Source organism: Streptomyces javensis (assembly GCF_039525925.1).
GTDB classification, from domain to species: Bacteria; Actinomycetota; Actinomycetes; order Streptomycetales; family Streptomycetaceae; genus Streptomyces; species Streptomyces asiaticus.
Window position 1 is genome coordinate 36776 of record NZ_BAAAIF010000013.1, and the last position, 25272, is coordinate 62047.

At 70.0% G+C, this 25272-nt stretch carries 25 protein-coding genes and 1 tRNA gene; 6 read left to right on the forward strand and 20 right to left on the reverse strand.

Annotated features, from left to right (window positions below; genetic code table 11):
* The first annotated feature begins 83 nt into the window (after nt 1-83).
* On the forward strand, nt 84-488 hold the full coding sequence (locus tag ABD329_RS14470) for a pyridoxamine 5'-phosphate oxidase family protein (protein WP_198279714.1): 405 nt from the start codon (nt 84-86) through the stop codon (nt 486-488).
* A 126-nt stretch (nt 489-614) separates the two neighbouring features.
* Here the strand turns inward: ABD329_RS14470 and proP are convergent, their stop codons facing one another.
* From proP to dnaK, 8 genes are all read right to left on the reverse strand, one after another.
* Nucleotides 615-2240, reverse strand: a complete 1626-nt coding sequence (gene proP, locus ABD329_RS14475) for a glycine betaine/L-proline transporter ProP (protein ID WP_198279715.1) — start codon at nt 2238-2240, stop codon at nt 615-617.
* A 67-nt stretch (nt 2241-2307) separates the two neighbouring features.
* Nucleotides 2308-2679 carry a cupin domain-containing protein gene (locus ABD329_RS14480; RefSeq protein ID WP_198279716.1) on the reverse strand — a complete coding sequence of 124 codons (372 nt, stop codon included), beginning with the start codon at nt 2677-2679 and terminating at the stop codon, nt 2308-2310.
* Nucleotides 2680-2946: 267 nt separating this feature from the next.
* Entirely contained in the window at nt 2947-3219 is a 273-nt protein-coding gene (locus tag ABD329_RS14485; protein ID WP_198279717.1) for a hypothetical protein, read from the reverse strand.
* 74 nt (nt 3220-3293) lie between these two features.
* The gene (locus ABD329_RS14490; RefSeq protein ID WP_198279718.1) at nt 3294-3920 is read right to left on the reverse strand and encodes a Uma2 family endonuclease; all 627 of its coding nucleotides are present in this window, start codon (nt 3918-3920) and stop codon (nt 3294-3296) included.
* Nucleotides 3921-4014: 94 nt separating this feature from the next.
* Nucleotides 4015-4488, reverse strand: a complete 474-nt coding sequence (locus ABD329_RS14495) for a heat shock protein transcriptional repressor HspR (protein ID WP_051573184.1) — start codon at nt 4486-4488, stop codon at nt 4015-4017.
* A gap of 1 nt (nt 4489) precedes the next feature.
* Nucleotides 4490-5671 (reverse strand): molecular chaperone DnaJ, encoded by a 1182-nt coding sequence (gene dnaJ / locus ABD329_RS14500; protein WP_344316428.1) that lies wholly within the window; start codon nt 5669-5671, stop codon nt 4490-4492.
* A gap of 45 nt (nt 5672-5716) precedes the next feature.
* Nucleotides 5717-6373 (reverse strand): nucleotide exchange factor GrpE, encoded by a 657-nt coding sequence (gene grpE / locus ABD329_RS14505; protein WP_086883961.1) that lies wholly within the window; start codon nt 6371-6373, stop codon nt 5717-5719.
* Nucleotides 6370-8241, reverse strand: a complete 1872-nt coding sequence (dnaK, locus tag ABD329_RS14510; RefSeq protein ID WP_198280824.1) for a molecular chaperone DnaK — start codon at nt 8239-8241, stop codon at nt 6370-6372. The genes grpE and dnaK overlap by 4 nt, the downstream gene beginning before the upstream one ends.
* A 312-nt stretch (nt 8242-8553) precedes the next feature.
* Here dnaK and ABD329_RS14515 point away from each other — a divergent pair, with 312 nt between their 5' ends.
* Nucleotides 8554-10821, forward strand: a complete 2268-nt coding sequence (locus ABD329_RS14515; RefSeq protein WP_198280825.1) for a (Fe-S)-binding protein — start codon at nt 8554-8556, stop codon at nt 10819-10821.
* A gap of 58 nt (nt 10822-10879) precedes the next feature.
* Here the strand turns inward: ABD329_RS14515 and ABD329_RS14520 are convergent, their stop codons facing one another.
* Nucleotides 10880-13597 (reverse strand): SpoIIE family protein phosphatase, encoded by a 2718-nt coding sequence (locus ABD329_RS14520; RefSeq protein ID WP_425574331.1) that lies wholly within the window; start codon nt 13595-13597, stop codon nt 10880-10882.
* A gap of 210 nt (nt 13598-13807) precedes the next feature.
* Here ABD329_RS14520 and ABD329_RS14525 point away from each other — a divergent pair, with 210 nt between their 5' ends.
* The 3 genes from ABD329_RS14525 (at nt 13808) to ABD329_RS14535 (ending at nt 17375) form a co-directional block, all read left to right on the forward strand.
* Nucleotides 13808-14470: a hypothetical protein gene (locus ABD329_RS14525; RefSeq protein WP_198281781.1), complete on the forward strand. Its 663-nt coding sequence runs from the start codon at nt 13808-13810 to the stop codon at nt 14468-14470.
* Nucleotides 14471-14581: 111 nt separating this feature from the next.
* On the forward strand, nt 14582-16210 hold the full coding sequence (locus ABD329_RS14530; RefSeq protein ID WP_344316430.1) for an FG-GAP repeat domain-containing protein: 1629 nt from the start codon (nt 14582-14584) through the stop codon (nt 16208-16210).
* Nucleotides 16211-16415: 205 nt separating this feature from the next.
* The gene (locus tag ABD329_RS14535) at nt 16416-17375 is read left to right on the forward strand and encodes a Yip1 family protein (protein WP_198281621.1); all 960 of its coding nucleotides are present in this window, start codon (nt 16416-16418) and stop codon (nt 17373-17375) included.
* 178 nt (nt 17376-17553) lie between these two features.
* On the opposite strand, the gene ABD329_RS14540 is transcribed toward ABD329_RS14535, so the two are convergent.
* Together ABD329_RS14540 and dcd are read right to left on the reverse strand one after the other, a co-directional pair.
* Nucleotides 17554-18051: a phosphoribosyltransferase gene (locus ABD329_RS14540; protein ID WP_198281622.1), complete on the reverse strand. Its 498-nt coding sequence runs from the start codon at nt 18049-18051 to the stop codon at nt 17554-17556.
* Between the two features lie 5 nt (nt 18052-18056).
* The gene (dcd, locus tag ABD329_RS14545; RefSeq protein WP_037954192.1) at nt 18057-18632 is read right to left on the reverse strand and encodes a dCTP deaminase; all 576 of its coding nucleotides are present in this window, start codon (nt 18630-18632) and stop codon (nt 18057-18059) included.
* A 610-nt stretch (nt 18633-19242) separates the two neighbouring features.
* Here dcd and ABD329_RS14550 point away from each other — a divergent pair.
* Nucleotides 19243-19316, forward strand: a tRNA-Gly gene (locus tag ABD329_RS14550).
* Nucleotides 19317-19368: 52 nt separating this feature from the next.
* On the opposite strand, the gene ABD329_RS14555 is transcribed toward ABD329_RS14550, so the two are convergent.
* The 9 genes from ABD329_RS14555 to ABD329_RS14595 all read right to left on the reverse strand — a co-directional run bounded on the left by ABD329_RS14555 (nt 19369) and on the right by ABD329_RS14595 (nt 25267).
* A complete protein-coding gene (locus tag ABD329_RS14555) occupies nt 19369-20547 on the reverse strand; it encodes a tyrosine-type recombinase/integrase (protein WP_344316431.1) in 1179 nt (392 codons plus the stop codon).
* Nucleotides 20547-20759, reverse strand: a complete 213-nt coding sequence (locus ABD329_RS14560; protein WP_067077542.1) for an excisionase family DNA-binding protein — start codon at nt 20757-20759, stop codon at nt 20547-20549. Before ABD329_RS14560 ends, ABD329_RS14555 begins: the two co-directional genes overlap by 1 nt.
* Nucleotides 20752-22059: a replication initiator gene (locus tag ABD329_RS14565; protein WP_344316432.1), complete on the reverse strand. Its 1308-nt coding sequence runs from the start codon at nt 22057-22059 to the stop codon at nt 20752-20754. The genes ABD329_RS14560 and ABD329_RS14565 overlap by 8 nt, the downstream gene beginning before the upstream one ends.
* Before the next feature lie 161 nt (nt 22060-22220).
* Nucleotides 22221-22517 (reverse strand): hypothetical protein, encoded by a 297-nt coding sequence (locus tag ABD329_RS14570; protein WP_344316433.1) that lies wholly within the window; start codon nt 22515-22517, stop codon nt 22221-22223.
* Nucleotides 22518-22541: 24 nt separating this feature from the next.
* On the reverse strand, nt 22542-22736 hold the full coding sequence (locus ABD329_RS14575) for a hypothetical protein (RefSeq protein WP_020869652.1): 195 nt from the start codon (nt 22734-22736) through the stop codon (nt 22542-22544).
* 13 nt (nt 22737-22749) lie between these two features.
* The gene (locus ABD329_RS14580; protein WP_344316434.1) at nt 22750-22935 is read right to left on the reverse strand and encodes a mobile element transfer protein; all 186 of its coding nucleotides are present in this window, start codon (nt 22933-22935) and stop codon (nt 22750-22752) included.
* Nucleotides 22936-22949: 14 nt separating this feature from the next.
* Nucleotides 22950-23576 (reverse strand): DUF2637 domain-containing protein, encoded by a 627-nt coding sequence (locus ABD329_RS14585; RefSeq protein ID WP_344316436.1) that lies wholly within the window; start codon nt 23574-23576, stop codon nt 22950-22952.
* A gap of 23 nt (nt 23577-23599) precedes the next feature.
* Nucleotides 23600-23809: a hypothetical protein gene (locus ABD329_RS14590; RefSeq protein ID WP_344316438.1), complete on the reverse strand. Its 210-nt coding sequence runs from the start codon at nt 23807-23809 to the stop codon at nt 23600-23602.
* An 81-nt stretch (nt 23810-23890) separates the two neighbouring features.
* A complete protein-coding gene (locus tag ABD329_RS14595) occupies nt 23891-25267 on the reverse strand; it encodes an FtsK/SpoIIIE domain-containing protein (protein ID WP_344316439.1) in 1377 nt (458 codons plus the stop codon).
* Between the last annotated feature and the right edge of the window lie 5 nt (nt 25268-25272).

The following is a 25272-nucleotide window of genomic DNA, read 5'->3' on the forward strand; positions in this document are numbered from 1 at the left end:
CCTGCCCTACCCAACCTCCGTAAAGTTGAGTCTATTCCACTCAACCTCGCGAACGCCACTCCTCTGGCCTTAGGTTCTGGACCATGTCCGTCGATCCCCGCGACCCAGATCCCGAGTACCTCGCTTTCTGGCGCGAACGCCATGTGTGCACCCTGACCACCCCGCGCCCGGACGGCACCCCGCATGTGGTCCCGGTCGGCGTCACCTACGACCCCGAGGCCGGGCTCGCCCGCGTCATCGCGAACCGTCACAGCCGTAAGGTCGCCCATGTCCGGGCGGCGGGCGAGGCCGGTGCGCGGGTCGCGGTCTGCCAAATGGCGGGCAGGCGGTGGGCCACGCTGGAGGGGCTCGCGGTGGTACGGGAGGACCCCGAGCTGATCGCGGACGCCGAACGCCGCTACGCCGAGCGCTACCAGCGCACGCCCCGCCCCAACCCGGACCGCGTCGTCATCGAGATCGCCCTCACCCGGGCGATGGGCCGGGGCTGACGCCCGTCACCCCTCTTGGTCTGGGACCCGTCACCCCTTTTGGGCTGGGGCCCGTCACCCCTTTTGGGCTGCGGCCCGTCCGGCCCGAGGCCCGTCCGGCCCGTGGCCCGTCCGGCCCGAGGCCCGTCACTCCTCTTCCTCCTCCTGGGGACCGGCCTCCCGATGCCCCGCCCCCGCCCAGGGGTGGCGCAGCCGGATCCAGACGTCGCGGGCGTGCCGCCCGGCCTCCGTACGGCTCTCCGCCACCGCCGTGCGCGCCTCCTCCTCGGTCTCCACCATGGGCCCAGAACCGCGCAGCGGCTTCCCCGCCGTCTCGTGCAGGAACACCGTGGAAATCAGCCCGATCACGCCCGCCGCCATCAGGTAGAAGGCGGGCACCAGCGTGTTGTGCGTGGTGGCCACCAGCCACGAGGCCAGCAGCGGCGTCGTCCCGCCGAACAGCGACACGGAGAGGTTGTACGAGATCGACAGCGCGCCGTAGCGCAGCCGCGTCGGGAACAGCGCCGGGAGCGTCGCGGCGCTCGTCCCCGCGAAGGTGACCAGCATCGCGCCCAGGATCAGACAGCCGATCGCGGGCAGCAGGACGCCGCCCTCCCGGATCAGCACCACCGCCGGGATGGCCAGCACGATCATGCCCACGCTGCCGAACAGGAACAGCGGCCGCCGCCCCCAGCGGTCGGACGTGCGCCCGACCACCGTGATCGCCAGCACCACGAACAGCATGGTGCCCAGCACCAGCACCTGGGCCGTGGTGGCGTCGTCGCCGAGCGTGGAGGTCATGAACGTCGGCAGGTACGACGTCACCATGTAGTTGGTGACGTTGTACATCAGCACCAGCCCCATGCAGATCAGCACCGCCTGCCAGTGCCTGGTGAAGATCTCCTTCAGCCGCCCCCGCCCGGACTGGCGCGCCTCCTCGATCGGCAGGGTGTCACCGTGGGCCTTGGCCGCCTCCGCCGCCTCGGCCGCGCGCTCGGCCTCCTGCTGGAACGCCGGGGTCTCCTCCAGCCGCAGCCGCATGTAGAGACCGATCAGCCCCAGCGGCCCCGCCACCAGGAACGGCACCCGCCAGCCCCAGTCCACCATCCCGGTCTCACCGATGGCGGCGGTGAGCACGGTGACCAGGCCGGAGCCCAGCGAATAGCCGATGAAGGTGCCGAAGTCCAGCCAGCTGCCGAGGAAGCCACGGCGCTGATCGGGCGCGAACTCGGCGATGTACGTGGTCGCCCCCGCGTACTCCCCGCCGGTCGAGAAGCCCTGCACCACCCGACAGGCCAGCAGCAGCAGCGGGGCGGCGAAGCCGATCGCGTCGTAGCCGGGCAGCAGACCCACCGCGAAGGTGCCCGCCGCCATCATGATCATGGTGGTGGACAGCACCCGGCGCCGCCCGATCCGGTCGCCCAGCGGCCCGAACACCAGCCCACCCAGCGGCCGCACCAGGAACGCCACGGCGAAGGTGGCGAACGTGGAGACCACCTGGGTGGCGGGGTCGTCGGCGGGGAAGAAGACACGGCCGAGGGTGACGGCGACATACGCGTAGACGCCGAAGTCGAACCACTCCATGGTGTTGCCGATGGCCGTCGCCGCGACGGCGCGGCGCATGCCCGGCTTGTCGACGACGGTGACGTCCTCGATCGCCAGCGACTCCTTGCGGCGGCGCAGCAGCGTGCGGATCAGCTGGTCGGTACGGGCACTGCCGTGCGGCCATCCTCCGCGGCGGGGGCCGCGCGGTGGTTTCGGACCGGTAGTCATCTCGTCCCCTGCCGCCGGCTCAACCGCTACCCGACGCCGCTCCCGCCCCCGGGCTCAGGCCCCTGGCTCAGGCCCCGGCGTCGCTGGACTTCGCGTAGGTCTCCGCCATCTGCCCGCCGACGTCGTACACCACGACCTGCTCATCGCCGATCACCCAGGCGTCATGGCCGGGCGGCACCACATACACGTCCCCGGGCCCCACCTCGGCCTCCGCGCCATCGGCCGAACGCAGCCGCATCCGGCCCTGGACCACGACCCCGCTGTGGTGCACCTCGCACAGATCGGTCCCCACGATCGGCCGCACCGACTCCCGCCAGCGCCATCCGGGCTCGAAGGTGCCCACGGCGAAATCCAGCCCGGTCAGATGGAGGGCCTCGATATGGCCTCCGGGAAAGTCACGCCGTTCGTCCGGCTTCTCGATCGTCTTGACTTCCACCATTGGGATGCCTCCTCCCATACCTCCATGGTGCGCCCGGCGGCCCCCAGTGGCGCTTCGAGCACCTCGGCGTTCTCACAAACCCCGTGTGCGCCCCAGCGCCCCGGTGCCATCCTGCGAGGCTTTGCTCACGCACGGAAACGGTTCTGGGGGGGAACACCATGCCGACGTCGCCGACCGGCCAGGGCGGGAAGGAGTACGACCCACAGGTCGCTCGTCTGGTGCGAGATCAGCCGGAAGCCGCCCGCCGCATGGACGTAGGCCGTACGGTCAGGGCGCCGTGAGGGCGACGCGGCGGAACTCGACGGACTCGATGGTGACGCCGGGGGCCGAGGCGCCCAGCAGCGGGGCGGCGGCGCGGGCCCGCTCCTCGTCCTCGAAGGTCAGGATCGACAGGCCCCGACCGTCCACGGGCTCCAGCCAGTGGCCGGAGACGAACCCCGGCGCGGCGGTGAGCTTGGGCAAGATGTCGTTCATGAGCGCGGCGGCGGCCGCGGGGGCCTGGGCCGGGTCGATCGTGAGGGTGACGAGGGCTGCGTACATCGGGGTCTCCTGCGGTGGAATGCTCCGTTCAGCAGGTAGGACAGTCCAGCGACCCGGAACTCATCGCGCCACGGTCACCCCTGGCGCCGGCCGGTGATTTTCTCCGTGATCGCGAAACCCTTCGCCGGACCCTCCGGGATCTCCACCTCGGTGCCGTACGGGGCACGGGTCTCGGCGGCGTACGTCCCCTCGTCCGGGGAGGGGGAGGTCAGCACGGTGACGGTGCCGTGGTTGTCGTGGTCGTCGATCAGGACGTAGACGGGGATCCCGGCCCCTGCGTAGGCACGGCGCTTGCGCACCCGGTCGCGCTGCTGGTTCTCGTGGCCGGGGGAGACCACTTCGACGACGAGCTTCACGGCGGAGGCGGCGAAGCCGAGGCCGTCCTCGGTAAGGGCTTCCTCGGGTTCCCTGGGGGCGACGCACACGTCGGGGATCCAGGCACTGCGCCCGTGCACCACGGTCATCGCCATGTAGGCGGCGTAACCAGTGCCAACCAGATATCCGTCCATCGCCCGGCACAGGCAGTTGAGGGGGCGAGCGTGGTCGGGGTGCCCGAACGTCGACATCTCGATCGTGGCACCGAAGAGTTCCACGCGTGAGCCCTCAGGGAGGTCGAGCGTCTGCCACACCTGGCGCAGAGCTTCCCGGAGCCTGGACGCATGGAAGGTGCTGGACGTGCTGGAGGCGCCGGACGTGGACATGGGCACACGCTACGAACGCGAGTGGCCCGACGACCTGGGATTCGGTCGTCGGGCCACTCGATCGGATGAGTTTGGAAACGGAAGAAACGGTCCGCTACTCCGGGCGCTTGGGGCGCCAGACCACCAGGGCGCTGCTCTGCTGGACGTCCTGGTAGCGGACCAGGTCGCGGCGGTAGGAGGCGTGGACCTGGGCCTCGCGCTGCTGCATGGCCGTCGCGGCGCCCTCGACCGCGGCCTGGAGCTCGGCGACCCGGGACTGGAGGGCCGCGACCTGGTTCTCCAGTTCGATGATGCGCTTGATCCCGGCGAGGTTGATGCCCTCGTCCTGGGACAGCTGCTGGACCTGGCGGAGCAGCTGGATGTCGCGCGCGGAGTACCGCCGGCCGCGGCCGGCGGTACGGTCGGGGGAGACCAGGCCGAGGCGGTCGTACTGACGCAGGGTCTGCGGGTGCAGCCCGGAGAGCTGGGCGGCCACCGAGATGACGTAGACCGGCGAATCCTCGGTCAGCTCATAGGGGTTGCGGGGTCGGCCGGCGCCCCTGCCTCCGAATCCTCCTCGGCCGTCCATCTCATGCTCCCTTCGCGGCCTTGAACAGCTCCGCCCGTGGGTCCTCTCCCACGGTCGCCTCGCGATACGACTCCAGCGCGTCACGCGCGGGGTCGCTCAGGTCCTTCGGCACCGTGACCTCGACGGTGACCAGCAGGTCCCCGCGGGTGCCGTCCTTGCGTACCGCGCCCTTGCCCCGGGCGCGCATGGTCCGCCCGTTGGGCGTGCCGGGCGGCAGCTTCAGGGTGACCGGCGGGCCACCCAGGGTCGGAACCTTGATCTCGCCGCCGAGCGCCGCCTCGGGAAGGGTGACGGGCACGGTGACGGTCAGGTTGTCGTCCTTGCGGCCGAAGACCGGATGCGGGTCCACATGCACGACCACGTACAGATCGCCGGCCGGGCCGCCGGTCTCGCCCGGGGCGCCCTTGCCGCGCAGCCGGATCCGCTGGCCGTCGCTGACCCCCGCGGGGATCCGGACCTGCATGGTGCGGGCGGAACGGGCCCGTCCGCTGCCCTTGCAGGTCTCGCACGGGTTCTGCGCGATCAGCCCGCGGCCGCGGCACTCCACGCACGGGTCGGTGAGCGAGAAGCCGCCCCCGCCGCCCCGGCTGACCTGGCCGGTGCCGACACAGGTCGGGCAGACCCGCGGGGTGCCGTCCCGGTCGCCGGTGCCCGAGCACGCCTTGCACGGGGCCTGGCTGGACATCCGCAGCGGGACCGTGGCCCCCTCGACGGCCTCGGTGAAGCTGAGCGTCACCTCGGACTCGATGTCCTGGCCCCGGCGCGGCTGGGCGCGGGTGGCGCCGCCGCGGCCGAACAGCCCGCCGAAGACATCCCCGAGCCCGCCGCCGAAGCCACCGGCGCCGCCACCGCCGCCCTGCGCGCCGCCGCCGAAGAGGTCGCCCAGGTCGAAGTTGAAGCTGCCGGTGGAGCCCGGCCCGCCCGGCCCGGGGCGGAAGCCCCCGTTGCCGAACAGCGCGCGGGCCTCGTCGTACTCCTTGCGCCGCTTGGGGTCCCCGAGGATGTCGTTGGCCTCGGAGATCTCCTTGAACCGGTCCTCCGCCTTGGCGTCGCCCTTGTTGGCGTCCGGGTGGTACTCGCGGGCGAGCTTCCGGTACGCCTTCTTGATCTCCGCCTCGGTGGCGTCCTTGGGGACGCCGAGAACCTTGTAGTAGTCCTTCTCCACGAAGTCCTTGGTGCTCATCCCCGACGTCCCTCCTCTCTCGCTGCTCCCGCGGTCACCGTCGCGTCAGCCCTCTTCCGGGCCACCGCTCTCCTCGTCCGGCGCCGCGGTCTCGCCCTCGCCCTTGCCGGCGGCGGCTCCCGGCTGCGGCTCGGCGACGGCGACCCGCGCCGGGCGGATCGTGCGCTCGCCGATCCGATACCCCGGCTGGAGAATCTGCACGCACGTGGTCTCGGTGACATCCGGCGCGTACGAGTGCATCAGGGCCTCGTGGATCAGCGGGTCGAAGGGCTCGCCCTCCTTGCCGAACTGCTGGAGGCCCAGCTTGGCCACCACCGCTTCCACGGAGTCGCCCACCGACTTGAAGCCGCCGACGAGCTCACCGTGGTCACGGGCGCGGCCGATGTCGTCGAGCACGGGCAGGAGCTCGGACAGCAGGCTCGCGACCGCGATCTCCTTGACCGTCACCCGGTCCCGCTCGACCCGGCGCCGATAGTTCTGGTACTCCGCCTGGAGCCGCTGGAGGTCGGCCGTCCGCTCGTTGAGGGCGGTACGGACCTGGTCCAGCTGTGCCTGAAGGGCTACCTGCTCGAGGTCCCCGGCCGGGGCCGCCGGGCCCGCCTTGTCGGCGGACCCGGCGCCCTTCGCCGCGTCATCAGGGGTCTTCGCGGCCTCGGAGGGGACATCGGGCTGCTCCTCGAAGCCCGGGGTCTCCTCCGTCACGCGGCACCACCCTGACCCTTGTCGGCCTTGTCGTCGTCGACGATCTCGGCGTCCACCACGTCGTCATCGGCCTTGGCCTGGCCGCCCTCGGCGCCACCCGCCGCACCGGCGGCACCGGCGTCGGCGGCGCCCGCCTCGGTGTTGGCGTACATGGCCTGACCCAGCTTCTGGCTGACCGCGGCGACCTTCTCGGTCGCCGTGCGGATCTCGGCGGTGTCCTCGCCCTTGAGCTTCTCCTTCAGCTCGGTGAGGGCCTCCTCGACCTCGGTCTTGACCTCGCCCGGGACCTTGTCCTCGTTGTCCTTGAGGAACTTGTCCGTCTGGTAGACCAGCTGCTCGGCCTGGTTGCGGGTCTCGGCGGCCTCGCGGCGCTTGTGGTCCTCCTCCGCGTACTGCTCGGCCTCGCGCATCATGCGGTCGATGTCGTCCTTCGGCAGCGCGGAGCCGCCGGTGACGGTCATCTTCTGCTCCTTGCCGGTGCCGAGGTCCTTCGCGCCGACGTGCATGATGCCGTTGGCGTCGATGTCGAAGGTGACCTCGATCTGCGGCACGCCGCGCGGGGCCGGGGGCAGTCCGGTCAGCTCGAACATCCCGAGCTTCTTGTTGTACGCCGCGATCTCGCGCTCGCCCTGGTAGACCTGGATCTGCACGGACGGCTGGTTGTCCTCGGCCGTGGTGAAGATCTCCGAGCGCTTGGTCGGAATGGTCGTGTTGCGCTCGATCAGCTTGGTCATGATGCCGCCCTTGGTCTCGATACCGAGGGACAGCGGGGTGACGTCCAGCAGCAGGACGTCCTTGACCTCGCCCTTGAGGACACCGGCCTGGAGGGAGGCGCCGATGGCGACGACCTCGTCCGGGTTGACGCCCTTGTTGGCCTCCTTGCCGCCGGTCAGCTCCTTGACGAGCTCGGCGACGGCAGGCATACGGGTCGAGCCACCGACCAGGACCACGTGGTCGATCTCGGACAGCGAGATGCCCGCGTCCTTGATGACGTTGTGGAACGGGGTCTTGCAGCGCTCCAGCAGGTCGGAGGTGAGCTGCTGGAACTGGGCGCGGGTGAGCTTCTCGTCCAGGTGCAGCGGGCCCTCGGCGGACGCCGTGATGTAGGGCAGGTTGATGGTGGTCTCGGACGAGCTGGAGAGCTCGATCTTCGCCTTCTCAGCGGCCTCGCGGAGGCGCTGGAGGGCCATCTTGTCCTTGGACAGGTCGACGCCGTGGCCGTTGTTGAACTGCTTCACCAGGTAGTCGACGACGCGCTGGTCCCAGTCGTCACCACCGAGGTGGTTGTCACCGTTGGTGGCCTTGACCTCCACCACGCCGTCGCCGATCTCCAGCAGCGAGACGTCGAAGGTACCGCCACCGAGGTCGAAGACCAGGATGGTCTGGTCGTCCTTCTCCAGCCCGTAGGCGAGCGCGGCGGCAGTAGGCTCGTTGACGATACGCAGGACGTTGAGGCCCGCGATCTCACCGGCTTCCTTGGTCGCCTGGCGCTCGGCGTCGTTGAAGTACGCCGGGACGGTGATGACCGCGTCCGTGACCTTCTCGCCGAGGTACGACTCCGCATCCCGCTTGAGCTTTTGCAGGATGAAGGCGCTCATCTGCTGCGGGTTGAAGTCCTTGCCGTCGAGGTTGATCTTCCAGTCGGTGCCCATGTGGCGCTTGACCGAGCGGACCGTGCGGTCCACGTTGGTCACTGCCTGGCGCTTGGCGACCTCGCCGACCAGCACCTCGCCGTTCTTCGCGAACGCCACAACGGACGGCGTGGTCCTGGCGCCCTCGGCGTTGGTGATGACGGTGGGCTCACCGCCTTCGAGAACACTGACGACGGAGTTCGTCGTACCCAGGTCGATGCCGACCGCACGTGCCATTTCGGGATCCTCCAGCTACAAGCATTGAGTGCAACAGGCTCAAGCGTGCATCAGCCGCTCTGCCGCTGTCAACAGACCTGAGTCGATAGGGCTCAAGTTTTATATGAGGCTTATACCCAAGCGGGCGTGGAAGAGGGAGAGGAGGGGCCAAGTGAGGGAGGGTAGGGGCCAAGTGAGCGACACAGATCACCGGCTCGTCGACTACATGGGTGCCCGTCCGGGCGGGTAATCTCGGTCAAGCCACATTAAGTTACTGCTTAGTAATCAAGTACTGCTTAGTAATCCAGCTCTCGCAGGTTCGAGGAGCCCCTTATGCAACTCGCCGCGATCATCGTGTCGCTGGTCCTCACCGCGGTCGGCGTTGCCCTGCTCGGCCGGGCCGTCGCACAGTTCGTGCGCTTCTTCAAGCTCGGCGCACCGGTCCCGGCGGGGGTCAGGACCGACAACCCCTGGCAGCGCAGCGTGACCCTGGTCCGCGAGTTCCTCGCGCACACGCGCATGAACAAGTGGGGCGTCATCGGCGTCGCCCACTGGTTCGTGGCGATCGGCTTCCTGACCCTGCCACCGACCATCATCAACGCCTACGGCCAGCTCTTCCAGGCGGACTGGACGCTGCCGGTCCTCGGCGGCTTCCTGCCCTACGAGCTGTACATCGAGTTCATCGGCACGATGACCACCCTGGGCATCCTGACGCTGATGGCGATCCGGCTGCTGAACCTGCCCAGCCGGGCCGGGCGCAAGTCCCGGTTCGCGGGCTCCACCGCCTGGCAGGCGTACTTCGTCGAGTACGTCATCCTCATCATCGGCCTCGCGATCATGGCGCTGCGCGGCACCGAGGGCGCCCTGCACCACGTCGACTCCTACGAGCCCGCGTACTTCGCCTCGTATCCGCTGGTCCAGCTCTTCGACGGGCTCAGCGTGGACACGGTGCAGAACCTGACCTACTTCTTCGCGATGATCAAGCTGGGCACGACCATGATCTGGATGATCACGGTCAGCACCAACCTCGACATGAGCATCGCCTGGCACCGCTTCCTCGCCTTCCCCAACATCTGGTTCAAGCGGAACGCGGACGGCGAGGTGGCGCTCGGCGCGCTCCAGCCGATGGTGAGCGAGGGCAAGCCGATCGACTTCGAGGACCCGGACGAGGACGCCCAGTTCGGCGTCTCGCAGATCGAGCACTTCTCCTGGAAGGGCATCCTCGACTTCTCCACCTGCACCGAATGCGGCCGCTGCCAGTCGCAGTGCCCCGCCTGGAACACCGGCAAGCCGCTCTCGCCCAAGCTGCTGATCATGGCGCTGCGCGACCACTCGCACGCCAAGGCGCCGTATCTGCTCGCGGGCGGCGGCAAGGATGCCGAGGGCGAGGAGAAGGCGAGCGAGGCGCAGCTGGCGGACGTGCCCGCGTCGGCGCTGGCGGAGGCCGAGCGGCCGCTGATCGGGACGCTGGAGGAGAACGGCGTCATCGACCCGGACGTGCTGTGGTCCTGCACCACCTGTGGCGCGTGCGTCGAGCAGTGCCCGGTGGACATCGAGCACGTTGACCACATCGTGGACATGCGCCGCTACCAGGTGATGATCGAGTCCTCGTTCCCGTCCGAGGCGGGCACGATGCTCAAGAACCTGGAGAAGAAGGGCAACCCCTGGGGGCTGGCCAAGAAGCAGCGGCTGGCGTGGACCAAGGAAGTCGACTTCGAGGTGCCGGTCGTCGGCAAGGACGTCGAGGACCTCACCGAGGTCGACTACCTGTACTGGGTCGGCTGCGCGGGCGCGCTGGAGGACCGGGCCAAGAAGACCACCAAGGCCTTCGCGGAGCTGCTGCACATCGCGGGCGTCAAGTTCGCGATCATGGGCGGCGACGAGGCGTGCACCGGTGACTCCGCCCGCCGGCTGGGCAATGAGTTCCTCTTCCAGCAGCTCGGCCAGCAGAACGTCGAGATGCTGAACATGGCGTTCGGCGAGGACGATGAGGACGAGTCGTCGAAGAAGCCGAAGTCGGCGAAGAAGATCGTCGCCACCTGCCCGCACTGCTTCAACACCATCGCGAACGAATACCCGCAGCTGGGCGGCGAGTTCGAGGTCATCCACCACACCCAGCTGCTCCAGCACCTCATCGACGAGGGCAAGCTGATCCCGGTCACCCCGGTCGAGGGTCTGATCACCTACCACGACCCCTGCTACCTGGGCCGCCACAACAAGGTCTACACCCCGCCGCGCGAGATCATCGCCAAGGTGCCGGGGCTGCGGAACGAGGAGATGCACCGCCACAAGGAGCGCGGCTTCTGCTGTGGCGCGGGCGGCGCCCGGATGTGGATGGAGGAGCGGATCGGCAAGCGCATCAACAACGAGCGCGTGGACGAGGCGCTGTCCCTCAACCCGGACATCGTCTCCACCGCCTGCCCCTTCTGCCTGGTGATGCTGACCGACTCCGTCAACGGCAAGAAGAATGACGGCGTGGTGAAGGAGGAGCTCCAGGTCGTGGATGTGGCGCAGCTGCTCCTCGACTCGGTGAAGACCCCGGCCGAGCCGGAGGGCGACGGCGAGTCGGCCGCGGCCCCGGAGCCCGCGCCGGTGAAGTGACGCCCCCGCGTCGACCATGACGAGGCCCGTCCGCGCACCGCGCGGGCGGGCCTCACTCTTATGCTCGCGGCTTGCCGTTCTTCGACAGCGGCAGCGCCTGCTCGGTCCAGATGACCTTGCCGCCCGCGGTGTAGCGGGTGCCCCAGCGGTCGGCGAACTGCGAGACCAGGAAGAGCCCCCGGCCGCCCTCGTCCGTCGTCCCCGCGTACCGCAGATGCGGGGAGGTGCTGCTGGTGTCGAAGACCTCGCAGATCAGGCTGCGGTCACAGAGCAGCCGCACCCGGATCGGGCCGGTCGCGTAGCGGATCGCGTTGGTGATCAGCTCGCTGAGGATGAGCTCGGTCGTGAACGCGACATCGCCCAGATCCCACTCCGTGAGCTTCCGGGCCACCGCGGCACGCACCTCGGCCACCTGCGCCGGATCGGCCGGCACCTCCCAGTCGGCGGTCAGACCGGGCTCCAGCACCCTCGTACGGGCCACGATGAGCGCGATGTCATCGCTCGGGCGATCGGGCAGCAGCGCGTCCAGCACCGCCGTACAGGCGTCCTCAGGCGTCCGGCCGGGGTGGGCCAGGGCACCGCGCAGCATCTCCAGACCCGTTTCGATGTCCCGGTCGCGCTTCTCGATCAGCCCGTCCGTGTAGAGCACCAGATGGCTGCCCTCGGGCAGCTCCAGCTCCGCCGTCTCGAACGGCAGCCCGCCCAGACCGAGCGGCGGCCCGGCGGGCAGGTCCAGGAACTCCACCGAGCCGTCCGGACGCACCAGCGCGGGCGGCGGATGACCGGCCCGCGCCATCGTGCAACGCCGCGTCACCGGATCGTAGATCGCGTACAGACACGTGGCTCCCGTGATCCCCTCACTGCCACCCCCACCGCCGCTGCCGTCGCCGTCCGGCCCGCCAGGACCCTCGTCCTGGTCGATCCGGGCGATCAGATCATCCAGGTGGGAGAGGATCTCATCGGGCGGCAGGTCGAGCGTGGAGAAGTTGTGCACCGCCGTCCGCAGCCGCCCCATCGTCGCCGCCGCGTGCAGACCGTGCCCCACCACATCCCCCACCACCAGCGCCACCCGCGCCCCCGGCAGCGGAATGACGTCGAACCAGTCGCCCCCCACCCCCGACTCCGCCGGCAGATAGCGGTACGCCACATCCAGCGCGTTCTGCTCCGGCAGTATCCGGGGCAGGAGGCTGCGCTGGAGGGTCACCGCCATGGTGTGCTCGCGGGTGTAGCGGCGGGCGTTGTCGATGCTCACGGCGGCCCGGGTGACCAGCTCCTCCGCGAGGGAGACGTCGTCCTCCTCGAAGGGCTCCGGCTTCTCCGCGCGCATGAAGCTGGCCACGCCCAGGACGACGCCCCGGGCCCGCAGCGGGACCGTGATCATCGAGTGGATGCCGTAGTCCACGATCCGGCGGGCGTGCTCGGGGTCCTGTTCCTGCCAGCCGCCGAAGTCGCCCAGGACCGGCTCGACCGTGACCGCTCCGCTGCGGAACCCCCGGGCCTGGGGCGCGCTCGGGCCGAACTCGATCAGCATGCCGAGCGGGTAGAGCGGGCCGTCGTCCCGGATGCCGCTGAGGGCCGTACGGCGCAGCACCGTACGGCCGCCGTCCGCGGCCGCCACGGTGGCCCATGAACCCGCGTCCGGGGCACCGATGCCCGAGGCCCCGTCCGGCGGCTCCTCGCCGCGCAGCACCGAGTCCGCGAGGTCCACCGAGACGTAGTCGGCGAACCGGGCCACCGCGTACTCCGCCAGCTCCTGGGCGGTGCGCACCACGTCCAGCGTGGTGCCGATGGAGACGCCCGCGTCGTACAGCAGCTTGAGCCGGTTGCGCGCGAGGTCGACCTTGCCGGACAGTGCGCGCAGCTCCGTGGTGTCGCGCAGGGTGGCGACGCTGCCGGGCGGGCCGCCGTCGCGGTCGGTGGGGCGGTGGCTGACGGACAGCAGGCGCTCACCCGCCGTATGGACCTCGTCGGTGGCGGGGCGCCCGGACGCCAGCAGCGCGGCGGTGTGCGGATCGAAGCCGAGCTCGGACACCAGGCGGCCCTCGGCGTCCGACGGGAGGTCGAAGAGCCGGCGCGCCTCGTCGTTGGCCAGCACCAGCCGTCCGTCGCCGCCGACGATCAGCACACCCTCGCGGACCGAGTGCAGCACCGCGTCGTGGTGCTCGTACATCCGCGTCATCTCGGACGGGTCCAGCCCGTGGGTCTGGCGCCGCAGCCGCCTGCTGACCAGGGCCGTGCCCGCCGTGGCGAGCGCCATGGCGGCCGCGGCCGCGCCGAACAGCAGCGGCAGCTGATGGTCGGCGGCGCCGCTCACCTTCTTGATCGTGATACCGGCCGCGACCAGGCCGACGACCTTCCCCTGGGCGTCCTTGACGGGCACCACGGACCGTACGGACAGACCGAGGGTGCCGGTGAAGGTCTCCTGGACCGTCCGGCCCTCGGCCGCCGGGCGGATGCTGCCCATGAAGTGCTTGCCGATCCGGGCGGGGTTGGGGTGGGTGTAGCGGATCCCCTGTGGCGTCATGGCCACGACGAAGTCGACGCCGGAGCCCTTACGGGCCCGCTCGGCGAGCGGCTGGAGCACGGCGCTGGGATCGCGGCCGCGCAGCGCGCTCACCATGCCCGGCGCGTTCGCGAAGCTCTCGGCGACCGCCATGGAGCGGTTACGGGCCTCCCGCTCGCTGTCGTAGCGGGACTGGAGGACGAGCGCCACGACGGCGGCCACGACCAGCAGCAGCACGACGCCGACCTGGAGGACGAAGACCTGACCGGCCACGGTGCGCACCCCGCGCCCCGGGTGCCAGCGGGGCCGCCGCCCATAGCCGCGGCCGTTGGGGGCGCCGGGACCGCCGCCGGGACCGCCGCCAGGTCCGGGGCCGGATCCGGGGCCCGATCCGCGGCCGCTCCAGCCGGTGCGCACCGGCGGCCGACCATGCGGGCTCAGCTGGGCGTACGTGCTGTGCCGACCCTGCGGGCCCCAGCGGTCATGGGGATCGGGCGAGCCCTGCCGATCGGCTTGCTGGCGGCGATCGCGCTGATCGCGCCGGTCTCGCTCGTCGCGCTGACCTTGCTGGTCTCGCTGACCTTGCTGGTCTCGCGGGCCCTGTCGGCCCTGTCGGTCCTGCTGGTCCTGTCGGTCCTGCTGGTCCTGCGTGTCCTGCTGCACGCGCCGCCCACGTCGCTCCCATGCCGAATGGGGCCCCTCACGCCGACCGCGTGGGCGCCAGTCGGTCATCGTGCGGGCCAGCGGAACCCGTGGTCGACCGAAAAGTCCGGCCATGTCGTTATTTTTAGCACCCTCGCTCAGCGGCGGGCGAGCGGCGTCCTCCGCCGCCGGCCGAGCACTCCCGTCCGACATCGCGACTACACCCCGCCCGTGCCCTCTTTCGCCGGTCTCGTCGCCTCACCCGTCATCCGCACACCGTGCGTTAAGCACATGGTTGCCCCCGCTTTTCCGCGTCGAAGTTTCCGCGCCGGACGTACCGATACTGGCCGCGAAGTATCCCTTCTCACAACGACGTTGCGAATTCCCTACAGGATCATGCCCAACACGGCATCCGTAAATGTCCTGGACGGCCCTTGTGCTCCAAAGGTCATCTTTACAGTCAAGCAGACTGATCGATCCCGCATCATCCGGAAAGATCACTGAACGGGGGTCGGCCGGACCGCCAGGCATCACCCTCGTAACGAAGTGCCCCGCCCTTGGCCTCAGCCGCCCCGATGGGTTGCCTCAGCCGCCCTGATGGGTTGAGGTGGGCCGATGACGCCAGCACCTCCCCCCACAGCACCACCCGGCCGCGTCCCGGGCCCCCGACGCCGCTCCCTCCCCCGCGTCCTCCGCGTCCTCCGCGTCCCCCGCGTCCCCCGCGTCCCCCGCGTCTCCACGGCCTCAGCCGCCGCCTCAGCCACCTCAGCCGTCACTTCCGTCACCACCTCGGTCACCGCGTCCGTCGCCGCCGGTACGGCCTGTCTGGCGCTGCTGCTCACCGCCTGCGGCCCCGACGACGGCGCCGGCGGCCGGCACGACGACTCCGCCGCCGGGTCCGTCATCACCCCCACCGCGACCGCGCCCGTCCCCCACGGCAAGGGCAGCCGGCTGCCGGACGACGTCAACGGCGACGGCTACCCCGATCTGCGTGTCCCCGTCCCGTCCGGCAAGGGGGGGCTGCCCAGCCGGATCGCCTTCGTCCACGGCTCGTCCCACGGCCTGAATCCCGCCACCCGGACCGTGCTCCGCCACCGCGACCTCGGACTGCCGTCCCAGGACGTCACCGTCGCGGGCGCGACCGAGGTGGCCACGGCCGACCTCGACGGCGACGGCTACGCCGACGTCACCACCACGGCGGGCGAGGCGCTCGGCAAGCAGGAGACCGAGCGCACCCAGGCCACCGTCCGGACCGTCCCCTACATCTCCTGGGGCGGCCCCGGCGGCCCCCTCCGCACCCGCTCCGCCGCCCGCGTCCAGCTGACCGGCCCGGAGGACGGCGTGGACGCCCAGCGCCCCACCGTCGGCGACTTCAACGGCGACGGCCACCACGACCTGGCCCTGGTCCGCGCGGACCGGCACTCGCTGCTGGTGCTGTACGGGCCGTTCAACCGGGCGGGCAAGGCCGCCAGGACCGTGCCGTACGCGAGCCCGCTGAAGGGCCACGGCGAGATCGGCGATCTCATCGCCGACACCATCGCGGACACCCCCGACGGTCACCGCGCCACCGATCTGGTGGTGCACGCGGTCAACGACAACGACCAGTCCGGCTCCGCCCTCCTCACCGCCGGGTCCCACGGCCTCAGCCACACGAGCCGCGGGCTGCGCGAAGGCAACTCGATCGCCTTCGGCGACTTCGACGGCGACGGCCGCCGCGATGTCGCGGTCGGCGACAGCGGCACCCGTAACGACGAGCCGGGTGTGGAGACGGAACGGCCGGACATCGGCAAGACCGTGAGCATCTACCACAAGGGGGCGGCGCAGGCGTCCGGTTCGGTTCCGCGCCCCCTCAAGGTGCCCGGGATGTCGGGCACCCTGGCCGCCGCCGACACGGACGGGGACGGCACCGACGAACTGGCCGTCTCGCTCGGGCGGGGCGGTGTCGAGCTGCTCACTCTGCGGGGCTCCCACCCCGCGACGACCCGCGTCACCCGGCGGCATCTGCTGACCCGCGCGGCACCCGCCGTCGTGGACGGCAAGACCATCCGTAAGGGCGAGCGCGCGGCCCGGCTCTACGGCGTCGCGGACTTCGATCACGACGGTAAGGACGAGGTCGTCCTGGCGTGGGGCCCCGGTCTGGCCTTCTCGCGGTACGGCGAACGTCCCGAGTGGTGGTGGATCACGGACGGTACGGCGGACAAGACGGCCTTCAGCAGCAAGCCGTTCGCGTCGGACAAGGACTAAGGGCGCGGACCGGGGCGGGCAAGGGCCACACCGGCGACAGAGCACGACCAAAACGAGCAAGGACCGGTCGGACACACCGGCAGCCCCCACCCCCCACCGGGGGAAAACCATAAGGGACCCCCTAAGGGATGTCACAGCTCGGCCGCAATGCCCGGTCCGCTCACACAGCTCCCGCACCCGGCCCGCTACGACCGGGTACGTTCGAATGGTGGCTGGATTCAGGATCGGACGCGGACGGGACTCCCACTCCGCGCAACAAGGGCAGCAGCAGCGGCCGCAGCAGCCGCCGTACGGACAGAACGCCCCGTACGGCGGTCAGCAGCAGCCGCAGTGGCAGCAGCCCTCCTCACAGGGAGAGCCGGAGTATTTCGGCGGCCAGGACCCGCACTACGGCCCCGGGCCCGGGCAGGGCCCCGGCCCCGGAGGCTACGGCCAGGGGCAGAGACCGTACGGACAGGGCGGCGGCGGTACGTACGCCGACAACAACTCTGGCCATACACAGCAGTTCAGCGTCGGCGAGGCGCCCGACGCGTACGACCCGTACGGCCAGGGCCCCGGTTCGTACGACGACGGCTACGGCGGGCAGACGTACCGCGCAGGCTCCTCCACGGCCCCGCCCGCCGGCCCCCGGCTGCACTGGCAGCAGCTGCTGAGCGGCATCGTGCTGCGCCCGCAGGCCACCTTCTGGCAGATGCGGGACTACGCGGTCTGGGGCCCGGCGCTGATCGTGACCTTCGTCTACGGTCTGCTGGCGGTCTTCAGCTTCGATGACGCCCGTAAGGACGTCCTCAACGCCCCCATGTCCAACAGCATCCCGTGGGTGCTCACCGCGGGCGTCGCCATGGTGATCAGTGGACTGATCCTGGGCGCCGTCACCCACACCCTCGCCCGCCAGTTGGGCGGCGACGGCACATGGGCGCCGACCATCGGCCTGTCGATGCTGATCATGTCGATCACGGACGCGCCACGGCTGGTGTTCGCGCTCTTCCTGGGCGGCGACAGCTCGCTGGTGAAGGTGCTGGGCTGGGTGACCTGGCTGGCGGCGGGCGCGCTCTTCACCTCGATGGTGAGCAAGTCGCACGACCTGCCGTGGCAGAAGGCGCTGGGCGCGTCGGCGATCCAGCTGATCGCGCTGCTGAGCCTGCTGAAGCTGGGAACGCTGTAAGGCGCCGCAGGGACCAGCAGCACCCCCCGCACCACAGGCCGCATCACCAGGGCGCGCAGACAAGGCCGCACAAGGCCGCATGGCCAAGGGGCCCGCACCGGCGGGCCCCTCATCTCATGCGTCTCAGGCATCGTGCCCTGTGCAGGCGTCGTGCCCTATGCAGTCATCGTGCCCTGTGTCAGGCGTCCCGCACTTGCCCTTCCCGCCGCACCACGGGCGGTTCCACGCTCCACGGGAAGTTGATCCACTGATCGGTGCGCTGCCAGACGTACTCGCACTTCACGAGCGACTGGGCCTTCTCGTAGATCACCGCGCTGCGCACCTCGGCGACCGCGCCGAGGCAGAAGTCCCGGACCAGCTTCAGCGTCTTGCCGGTGTCCGCCACGTCATCGGCGATCAGCACCTTCTTGTCGGAGAAGTCGATCGCGTTGGGCACGGGCGCGAGCATCACGGGCATGTCGAGGGTGGTCCCCACGCCCGTGTAGAACTCCACGTTCACCAGGTGGATGTTCTTGCAGTCGAGCGCGTACGCCAGCCCACCGGCCACGAAGACCCCGCCGCGGGCTATGGAGAGCACGATGTCGGGCTCGTAGCCATCTCCGGCGATCTTCTCCGCCAGCTCGCGGACCGCGACCCCGAACCGCTCGTACGTAAGGTTCTCGCGCTGCTCACCCACGCCGCTCACACCTTCGTCCGGTGGAAGCTCTGGAACGACCGCGAGGGCGTCGGCCCGCGCTGCCCCTGATAGCGGGAGCCGTAACGGGCGGAACCGTAAGGATGCTCCGCGGGCGACGTCAGCCGGAACATGCACAGCTGCCCGATCTTCATCCCCGGCCAGAGCTTAATCGGCAGCGTTGCGACATTCGACAGCTCGAGCGTGACATGCCCGGAGAACCCCGGGTCGATGAACCCCGCCGTGGAGTGCGTCAGCAGCCCCAGCCGCCCCAGACTCGACTTCCCCTCGAGCCGCGAGGCGATGTCATCCGGCAGCGTCACGACCTCGTACGTCGAGGCGAGCACGAACTCCCCGGGGTGCAGGATGAACGCGTCCTCGCCCTCGGGCTCCACCAGCCGCGTCAGATCGGGCTGCTCCACCGCCGGGTCGATATGCGGATAGCGGTGGTTCTCGAACACCCGGAAGAACCGGTCCAGCCTTACATCGATACTCGACGGCTGCACCATCGCCGGATCGTACGGATCAATCCGCACCCGCCCGGCGTCGATCTCGGCCCGGATGTCCTTGTCTGAGAGAAGCACCCGAAGAGGATACGCACACCACAGGTGCCCCCACGGCACAGGCCCGGTCCCACCGGACCGGGCCCGCACCCTGCGACTTCGTCAGCTACCGCTCACCGCTTATCGGCTCCCACCGGCACCGCGTGCCGGAGCCGAGCGCAACGCGGACACCGCAGCAACCGGCCGGGGCCGATGCGATCGACGGTGAGGTGCTGCATCGGGAACGAGGAGGTGCTGAACACGTGCCCTTCAGCACAACGGACGACGGTGCGCTCCATGAGTCCCTTCCCCAAGAACGTGGACGGCGTGGACGACAAAAGCCACATTAGGGGATCAACCACCCACCGCTCCACGCGGCACTCCGCACCCCCACCGTACGCCCCAACTCCCGCACCCCAACAGCCGCTTCCACCCCACGGACACCCCCGAAAATCCACCCCAAAACCCGACGAAATCCCCCTCAAAACACCCCCGACCCACCCTCAACTCAACCCTCACCTTGGCCCCGCCTTGGCCCCACCATGCCCCCGACCGGACCCCGAACAGCACGAAGACCCCACGACGAATGCGCCGGGGGTCAGCCATGGGGTAAAGTGTCCGACGATGCGGCGCCAGAGATCGGGCGCCACTCGCGGGTGTAGTTTAATGGTAGAACATGAGCTTCCCAAGCTCAGAGCGCGGGTTCGATTCCCGTCACCCGCTCCAGGCAGAAGCCCCAGGCCAGCAGGCCCGGGGCTTGTTTGTTGTCTAGACCTCCCTAAGCGTCTCGTGCCAGATCCGTGCCAGATGCCTGATCGTCGCGCTTCTCGGCGGCGGCCTTGGCCGCCTGGCGGTCAGCGGCAACGCGGGCATCGATCCCGGCGGCGACCTCCTTCTGACGCTCAAGCGTCGAGTGCTGGTAGATGAGCGCGGCCCGCGTGGACGACTGCCCGGCACGCACCATCGTGTCCTTGAGCGTCGCGCCGGATTGGGTCGAGAGCGTGTGACCAGTGTGACGAAGATCGTAGAAACGAAAATCTTCTGGCAGCCCCACTTTGGCCCGCGCCCGTCGCCACTTCCGCCCAAAGGAGGACCGGCGGAACGGCGCTCCCTTCTCACCGACGAAGAGCAGCCCGTTCGGCTCCTTCTCGGCGAACCACTTCACATGCCGCTCCAGGTCCTTCCGCATGAAGCCGGGCAGCACGATGAACCGCTTCCCCGCCTCGGACTTCGTATCGCCCACCACCCGCCGGCCGGTTGTCAGCTCGGGAGCCGCCCGGCGGACCCACACACCGACCGTTTCGAGGTCCACGTCAGGCCGCCGCATCTCCGCCTGCTCTTCAGGGCGAGCGGGGCCGTATGCGGCGATGTAGACCATCAGCCGCCACCGAGGCCCCATCGCGTCGGCGAGCGCATCCACCTGCTCCACGGTGGCGATGGGACGTTCACCTGCCGACTCCTTCCCTGCTCCGCGTATCCGGCAGGGATTCCGGCGGATCAGCTCGTCCTCAACGGCCGTCTCCAGGATGGCTTTCACCAACCGGTACGACTTCGCAACGGTCGTCTCCCCCACGGTCTCCAGCCGCTCAGCGCGCCAGGTGCGTATGCGCGGAGGCGTGATCTCGTCCAGGTCCCACCCGCCGAGAACGGGGAGGATGTGCAGCCGCAGAAGGCGCCTGTATAGCTCGTCGGTTGTGGGCGACAAGCCGCGCTCCTTCACCCACCGCAAGGCGTACTCCTCGAAGCTGACGGCTCCCGCGTCCGGGTCCTGCCAATCGCCACGCCGCACCTCGGTCTGCTTCTCCGCCAACCAGTCGTCTGCGTCACCGGCGGTCTCGAAGGTCACCGGAGCCGGACGCATGATGCCGTCTGGGCCCGGATAACGAGCCTGAAAGCGGCCCGAGGGCAGCTTGCGAACGGCTCCGAAGCGACGGCGCTTCCCCTTGCTGTTGGCCATCAGGCAGCCCTCCGGAGGTGACGCCGTCGAGGCTGCACCGGCTGCACGGTGTTCGCGTCGATGTACTCCTGAATGACGCTCTCCGGAATCCGTACGTGACGGCCCACCTTGACGTACTTGATGCGCCGCTCGGCGACCAGTCGCCGGGGAAAGCGCTGGGTGGTTCCCAGCAACTCGGCCACCTGGGCAACGCTGAGGTACCGGTCACGCATGGGTCGGTTCTCCTTCCGTTCCGGGAGCGGGGGTGATGGTGGCGGTGAGCCATTCCTCAGCGGGGGTAAGGCCGCAACCGGCGTAGACCCAGTGGGCGAGGACCAGCGTGGTCTCGGCCGGGCCGGAGTCGGCGGCGGCAGCCTGAGCACGACGCCAGGCAGCGCGGGCGTCACGGAGGGCGCCGAGGGTGGTGGAGTAGCGGCGGGATTTGGTGGAGAAGTGGCCCCGGAAGCCGAGCATGTGAGCCCAGGCACGAAGCCGGAGGTGTTCCAGGTCTTTGCGGGCGCCGAGGGCCCAGGCAGTACGTATGAGGCGGCGGGCATGCTCGCTGATGTCGAGCTGGGCGACTTCGGCGATGAGCCGTATGGGCCGGTCCAGGGCCCCGGTCGCCGTCTCAGCGCCCTTGGTGGCGTACTTGGCGATGTACGCGGCCACGGCCCGGTCGGTCAGCTCCTGGCGGCCGTGGAAGTCGGCGCCTCGGATGGGTCGTACGTCGAGTTGGTCGCCGAAGACGAAGGTGTGGGCCCGGCCGTCGATGACAGGACCGGCGACCTGAGCCCTGGTCGTAGCGGTGGTTGCGGCAGCGCGGATGGCATCGGTCAGCAGCTCGGCCGTGGCCCAGCCCGGAGGCGGGGTGTCGCCACCCTCGGGTCCGTCGATGCGGATCACGGCATGGAAGTGAACGGCGCCGCGCTTCTGGTACTCGGCGACCTTGGCGAAGGACAGCCGCGCATGGTCGCGGAAGGCCCGTTGCGTGAGCCCGGCCCGCTTGGCGACCTCCCGCCGCAGATAGATCGAGAACCGCCGCCACAGCAGTCCCGCGTGGGCGTTCCATAGCACCGCGGATTCGTAGTCGTAGGTGTCCGGGTTGAGCGGCGTACCAAGTGCGGTGTCGTCCTGGTCGTGGCGGACACCGCAGCGGCACGGGCGGACCGTGCCAGCCGGGCCGGTGGGCCGGTTGTGGACGGGGCCGAAGCTGGGTGCGGTGAAGGTGGCGAAGACGCGCGGGTGAGTGGCGACGTCTTCCGGAGTGCCTTTGCCGCCGCGTAGTCCGGCGGTGATCAGGTGGAAGGTGTCGCGGCGGTAGGTCTCGGCGCAGGCCGCGCAGCGGGTGACGCGGCGGTTGTTGCAGCGGACCAGGAGATGCCCGGCGGGCAGCTCGGCGGAGTCCAGGTGGTGGAGGATGCGGCCGATCTCGCCGGTGTCCTGGTTGAGGTGATGTTCGGTGCGGTGGCCGTCGAGGCGGATCGGGTTGGTGCAGCCGCCGAGGCCGGAGAGCTGGCGGAGCAGTGCGGGCATGGTGCCGAGTGCTGCCAGGGTGCCCAGTTCGGGCAGCGGTGGCGGGGTGGTGCGGGTGATGATGAGGTCTCCTCTTTCGGCTGTGGTCGAGAGGGGTGGGGCTGCCGGGGCGGCGGATGCTTGGCGGTATCGAGGCCGCCCCGGCAGTCGTGCGGTGTGGATCAGCGGCGGCGCTGGCTGGTGAGCAGCGAGCGCATGACGACGGCGGCCACGGCGACGGAGACGGCCGTGACGGCGACGGCGGCGAGCAGTGCCGTCAGGACGATGCCGACCGTGACCACGGCACCGACCGTTCCGGCGTTGAGCCCGTTCAAGACCCCGGCCGGGCGAGTTGGAGCGGGCGCGGGGGTGTGCTGGCAGGAGCAGGCCGGGGCGTGACCGTGCTGGGCCGCCGGGACGGCGGTGGGCACGTGGACGATCGACGGCTTGGGGGCTTCGGGGTACTTCGGTCGGAACACTGCGATCTCCTCTCAGCTACTCGTCTAGTCGTGTTGTTCGTTGACGGAGTCGACGCCGGAGCGCGTACCGGACTCCACGGAGGGCGCAAGCCCGGTGTGGGCGAGCCAGAAGCCGAAAAGCGCGATCACGACGGCGACCCACAGGCGGACGCCCATGAACTTGATCGCGATCCAGGCGACGGCGCCCAGGACGAGCACCAAGGGCAGGCTGACGGTCACAGGCGATCTCCTTTCAGCGGATGGGGCAGCGGTGCGTACGGGCAGCCAGCTCGGCGGCGGCACGGGTGTCGTAGTCGGCGGAGAAGTCACAGCGCGGAGCGGTGCACACGGCGGTGTGCTTCACGCGCCCGCGTTGGTCGTTGGCGGTGCCAACACGGACCGGACCAACGCGCAGGATGTTGCGGAAACGGCGGAGCATGGTGGACTCCTGTTTCAGAGGCGGGAGGCGATGGCGTCAGCCAGCGGCGCGGGGACGCCGAGACGGGCGCGCAAGGTGGCTGTGTCGATGGGCGAGCCAGTACGGGCGTGATGTTCGTCGGCGAGCTTGCGCGCGTGGTTCACGAGCGCAGCCGGAACGTGCAGCGTGGGCGTTTCCGGCTCGGGCTCCGGGGCGGCGGGTGGCCCCGCGGTTTCCGGTGCGGCCGAGAGTGATACGACTTCGGCGGATTGGGCCGGGACCGGAGCGGCCTCGGCCGCTGGTGTGGTGTGTGCGAGGAGCGTGCCGCCGAGGAAGGCGACGGCAGGCCATCCGGCGACGAGGATGCTCAGCCAGTCCGGTACGTTGGCCAGGTCGAGCAGCCCGGCGGTGGCGACGTTCGCCCCGAGCGATGCGGCCAGGGCAACGACGAACCAGCACCAGCCCGCAGCCTTGGACGCCCCGGACCGGAGCCGCTTCCAGGCCGCCACGAGCAGCAGGTCAACGGAGACCGGATAGGCCCACGCCTTCCACCCGTCCTGCCCGGCCGCCGAGGCCAGGTCATGCAGGTGGGCGAAAGACAGCGCGGCAGCGATGACCGCTTGCACGAGCACCGCGTCAACCCGCGCCAGGTAAGCGCGCATGGGTAGAAGCTCCTTCCAGTGAGTCAGCCGTCTGCGGTGAGTTCATCGGCACGTGCGCGAGCGGCGGCGGCAACCTCAGCGGCCTCAACGTCATCGGGCTGGGCAGCGGCGATGCGCTCCAACAGGTCCGCTTTGCGGTTCATCAACTCGGCGCGGCTCCCCTCCCCGCGTGTGCGGAAGTCGGCCAGGTCGGCCAGGAGCGCGGAGACTTCGGAGATGGTGGGACGAGACACAGGGATTCCCCTTCGGATTCAGGCATGACGGGGGTAGGGACACGGCGCGGGTACGGTCGCGCCAGCCGTCAGGCGGGTGGATTACTCGGCAGCCGGGAGCGGCTTGAGCAGCGAGGTCGGAGCACTCACCGGAACGGCCGGCACATCCGGCCGGAACGCTTCCAGCGCGGGCATGTCTGGCACGAGATGGGCATGGTCGCGGCAGACAGCCGCAGCATCAGCGAGCGAGAGATGGGGCGGGCGGATGCGGGACCAGCCGCCGGAGGTGTCCCCGGCGACCGCAAGACCGGGCCGTTCGGGAGCGATGGCGCAGGCTGCGCCGACTGCTTCGGGGGCGATGTCGCCGAGTGCCATCTTGGCGGAGGCTTCGTCGTTCACGCGGTGGCAGACCCGTCCGGTCAGCTGAGCCCGCAGCATCGTCGCGCCCTTGCCCAGCTCGGCGCCGAAGCGCTGCCCGCAGACCTCCAGGTAGATGCCTGCCGCGCGGCCGAGTTGGGCAAGCCGGATGAGCTGGGTGACCATCTCGTCCCGCCGTTCCTCGTCCTTCCGCGTGGCGACCAGGAACAGTTCGGCCACCTCGTCCACGAGCAGCACCACCGGCACCGGCCGCTCCTCCTCCGGCAAACCCCAGATGTCAGAGGTGATCTCCTCATCCGGGGTGCTGGGCGCGATGCCCTGCCGGGCCTTGATCAGGTCGTACCGATCCTCCATCAGTCCAACGAGCACAGGCAGTAGCTCCGCCGCCTGCACAGGATCGGTGGCCAGCGCCGAGAGCCGTGGAGCGAACGGCGCCAGCTCCACACCGCGCTTGCAGTCGATCCCGACGAGCGCAACCGGTTGCCGGGCGAGCCCGGCTATCAGATGCCGCAGGAACATCGACTTCCCCGACAGAGTGGCGCCCAGGGTGAGCTGATGCGGGATGGCCCGGTAGTCCCGCACGAACGGCGTCGCATCCTCCCGCAACGCCACCGGCACCTTCAGAAAGCCGCCGCCGGTCTTGCGAGGCATCCGCACCTTCCGCAGCACATCGAAGCCGATCAGCCGCAGCTCAACCACGCCCGGCTTGATCTCCTCCACATACGCGCCGTGAACGCCCCAGGCATGCCGCAGCCGTTCGGCGGAGGCGGCCACGTCGGCAGGTTCCTGCCCCGGCGCCAGCCGCAGCCGAACCCGCAGCCCGGTCGAGGTAGGCCGGATCAGCCCCCGGCGCGGAGGCACCGGCCGGACCTCCCGATGCGTGAGTGCCTGCACCGCCCAGGCCCGCAGCCGAGACGGCGGAACGGTCAGCCCGCACGCGTCCATCACGGACCCGTACGACCCCAGCAGCCGGGCCGTCGAGATGGGCATCCCGACCGTGGACCAGTAGGCGGCCGGATGCCGGGCCCGGAGATAGGCGGCCCCGCCGACCATTCCGGCGACCGGACCACCCACCTCCATCAGCGTCATCACGTCAGCCATCAGGT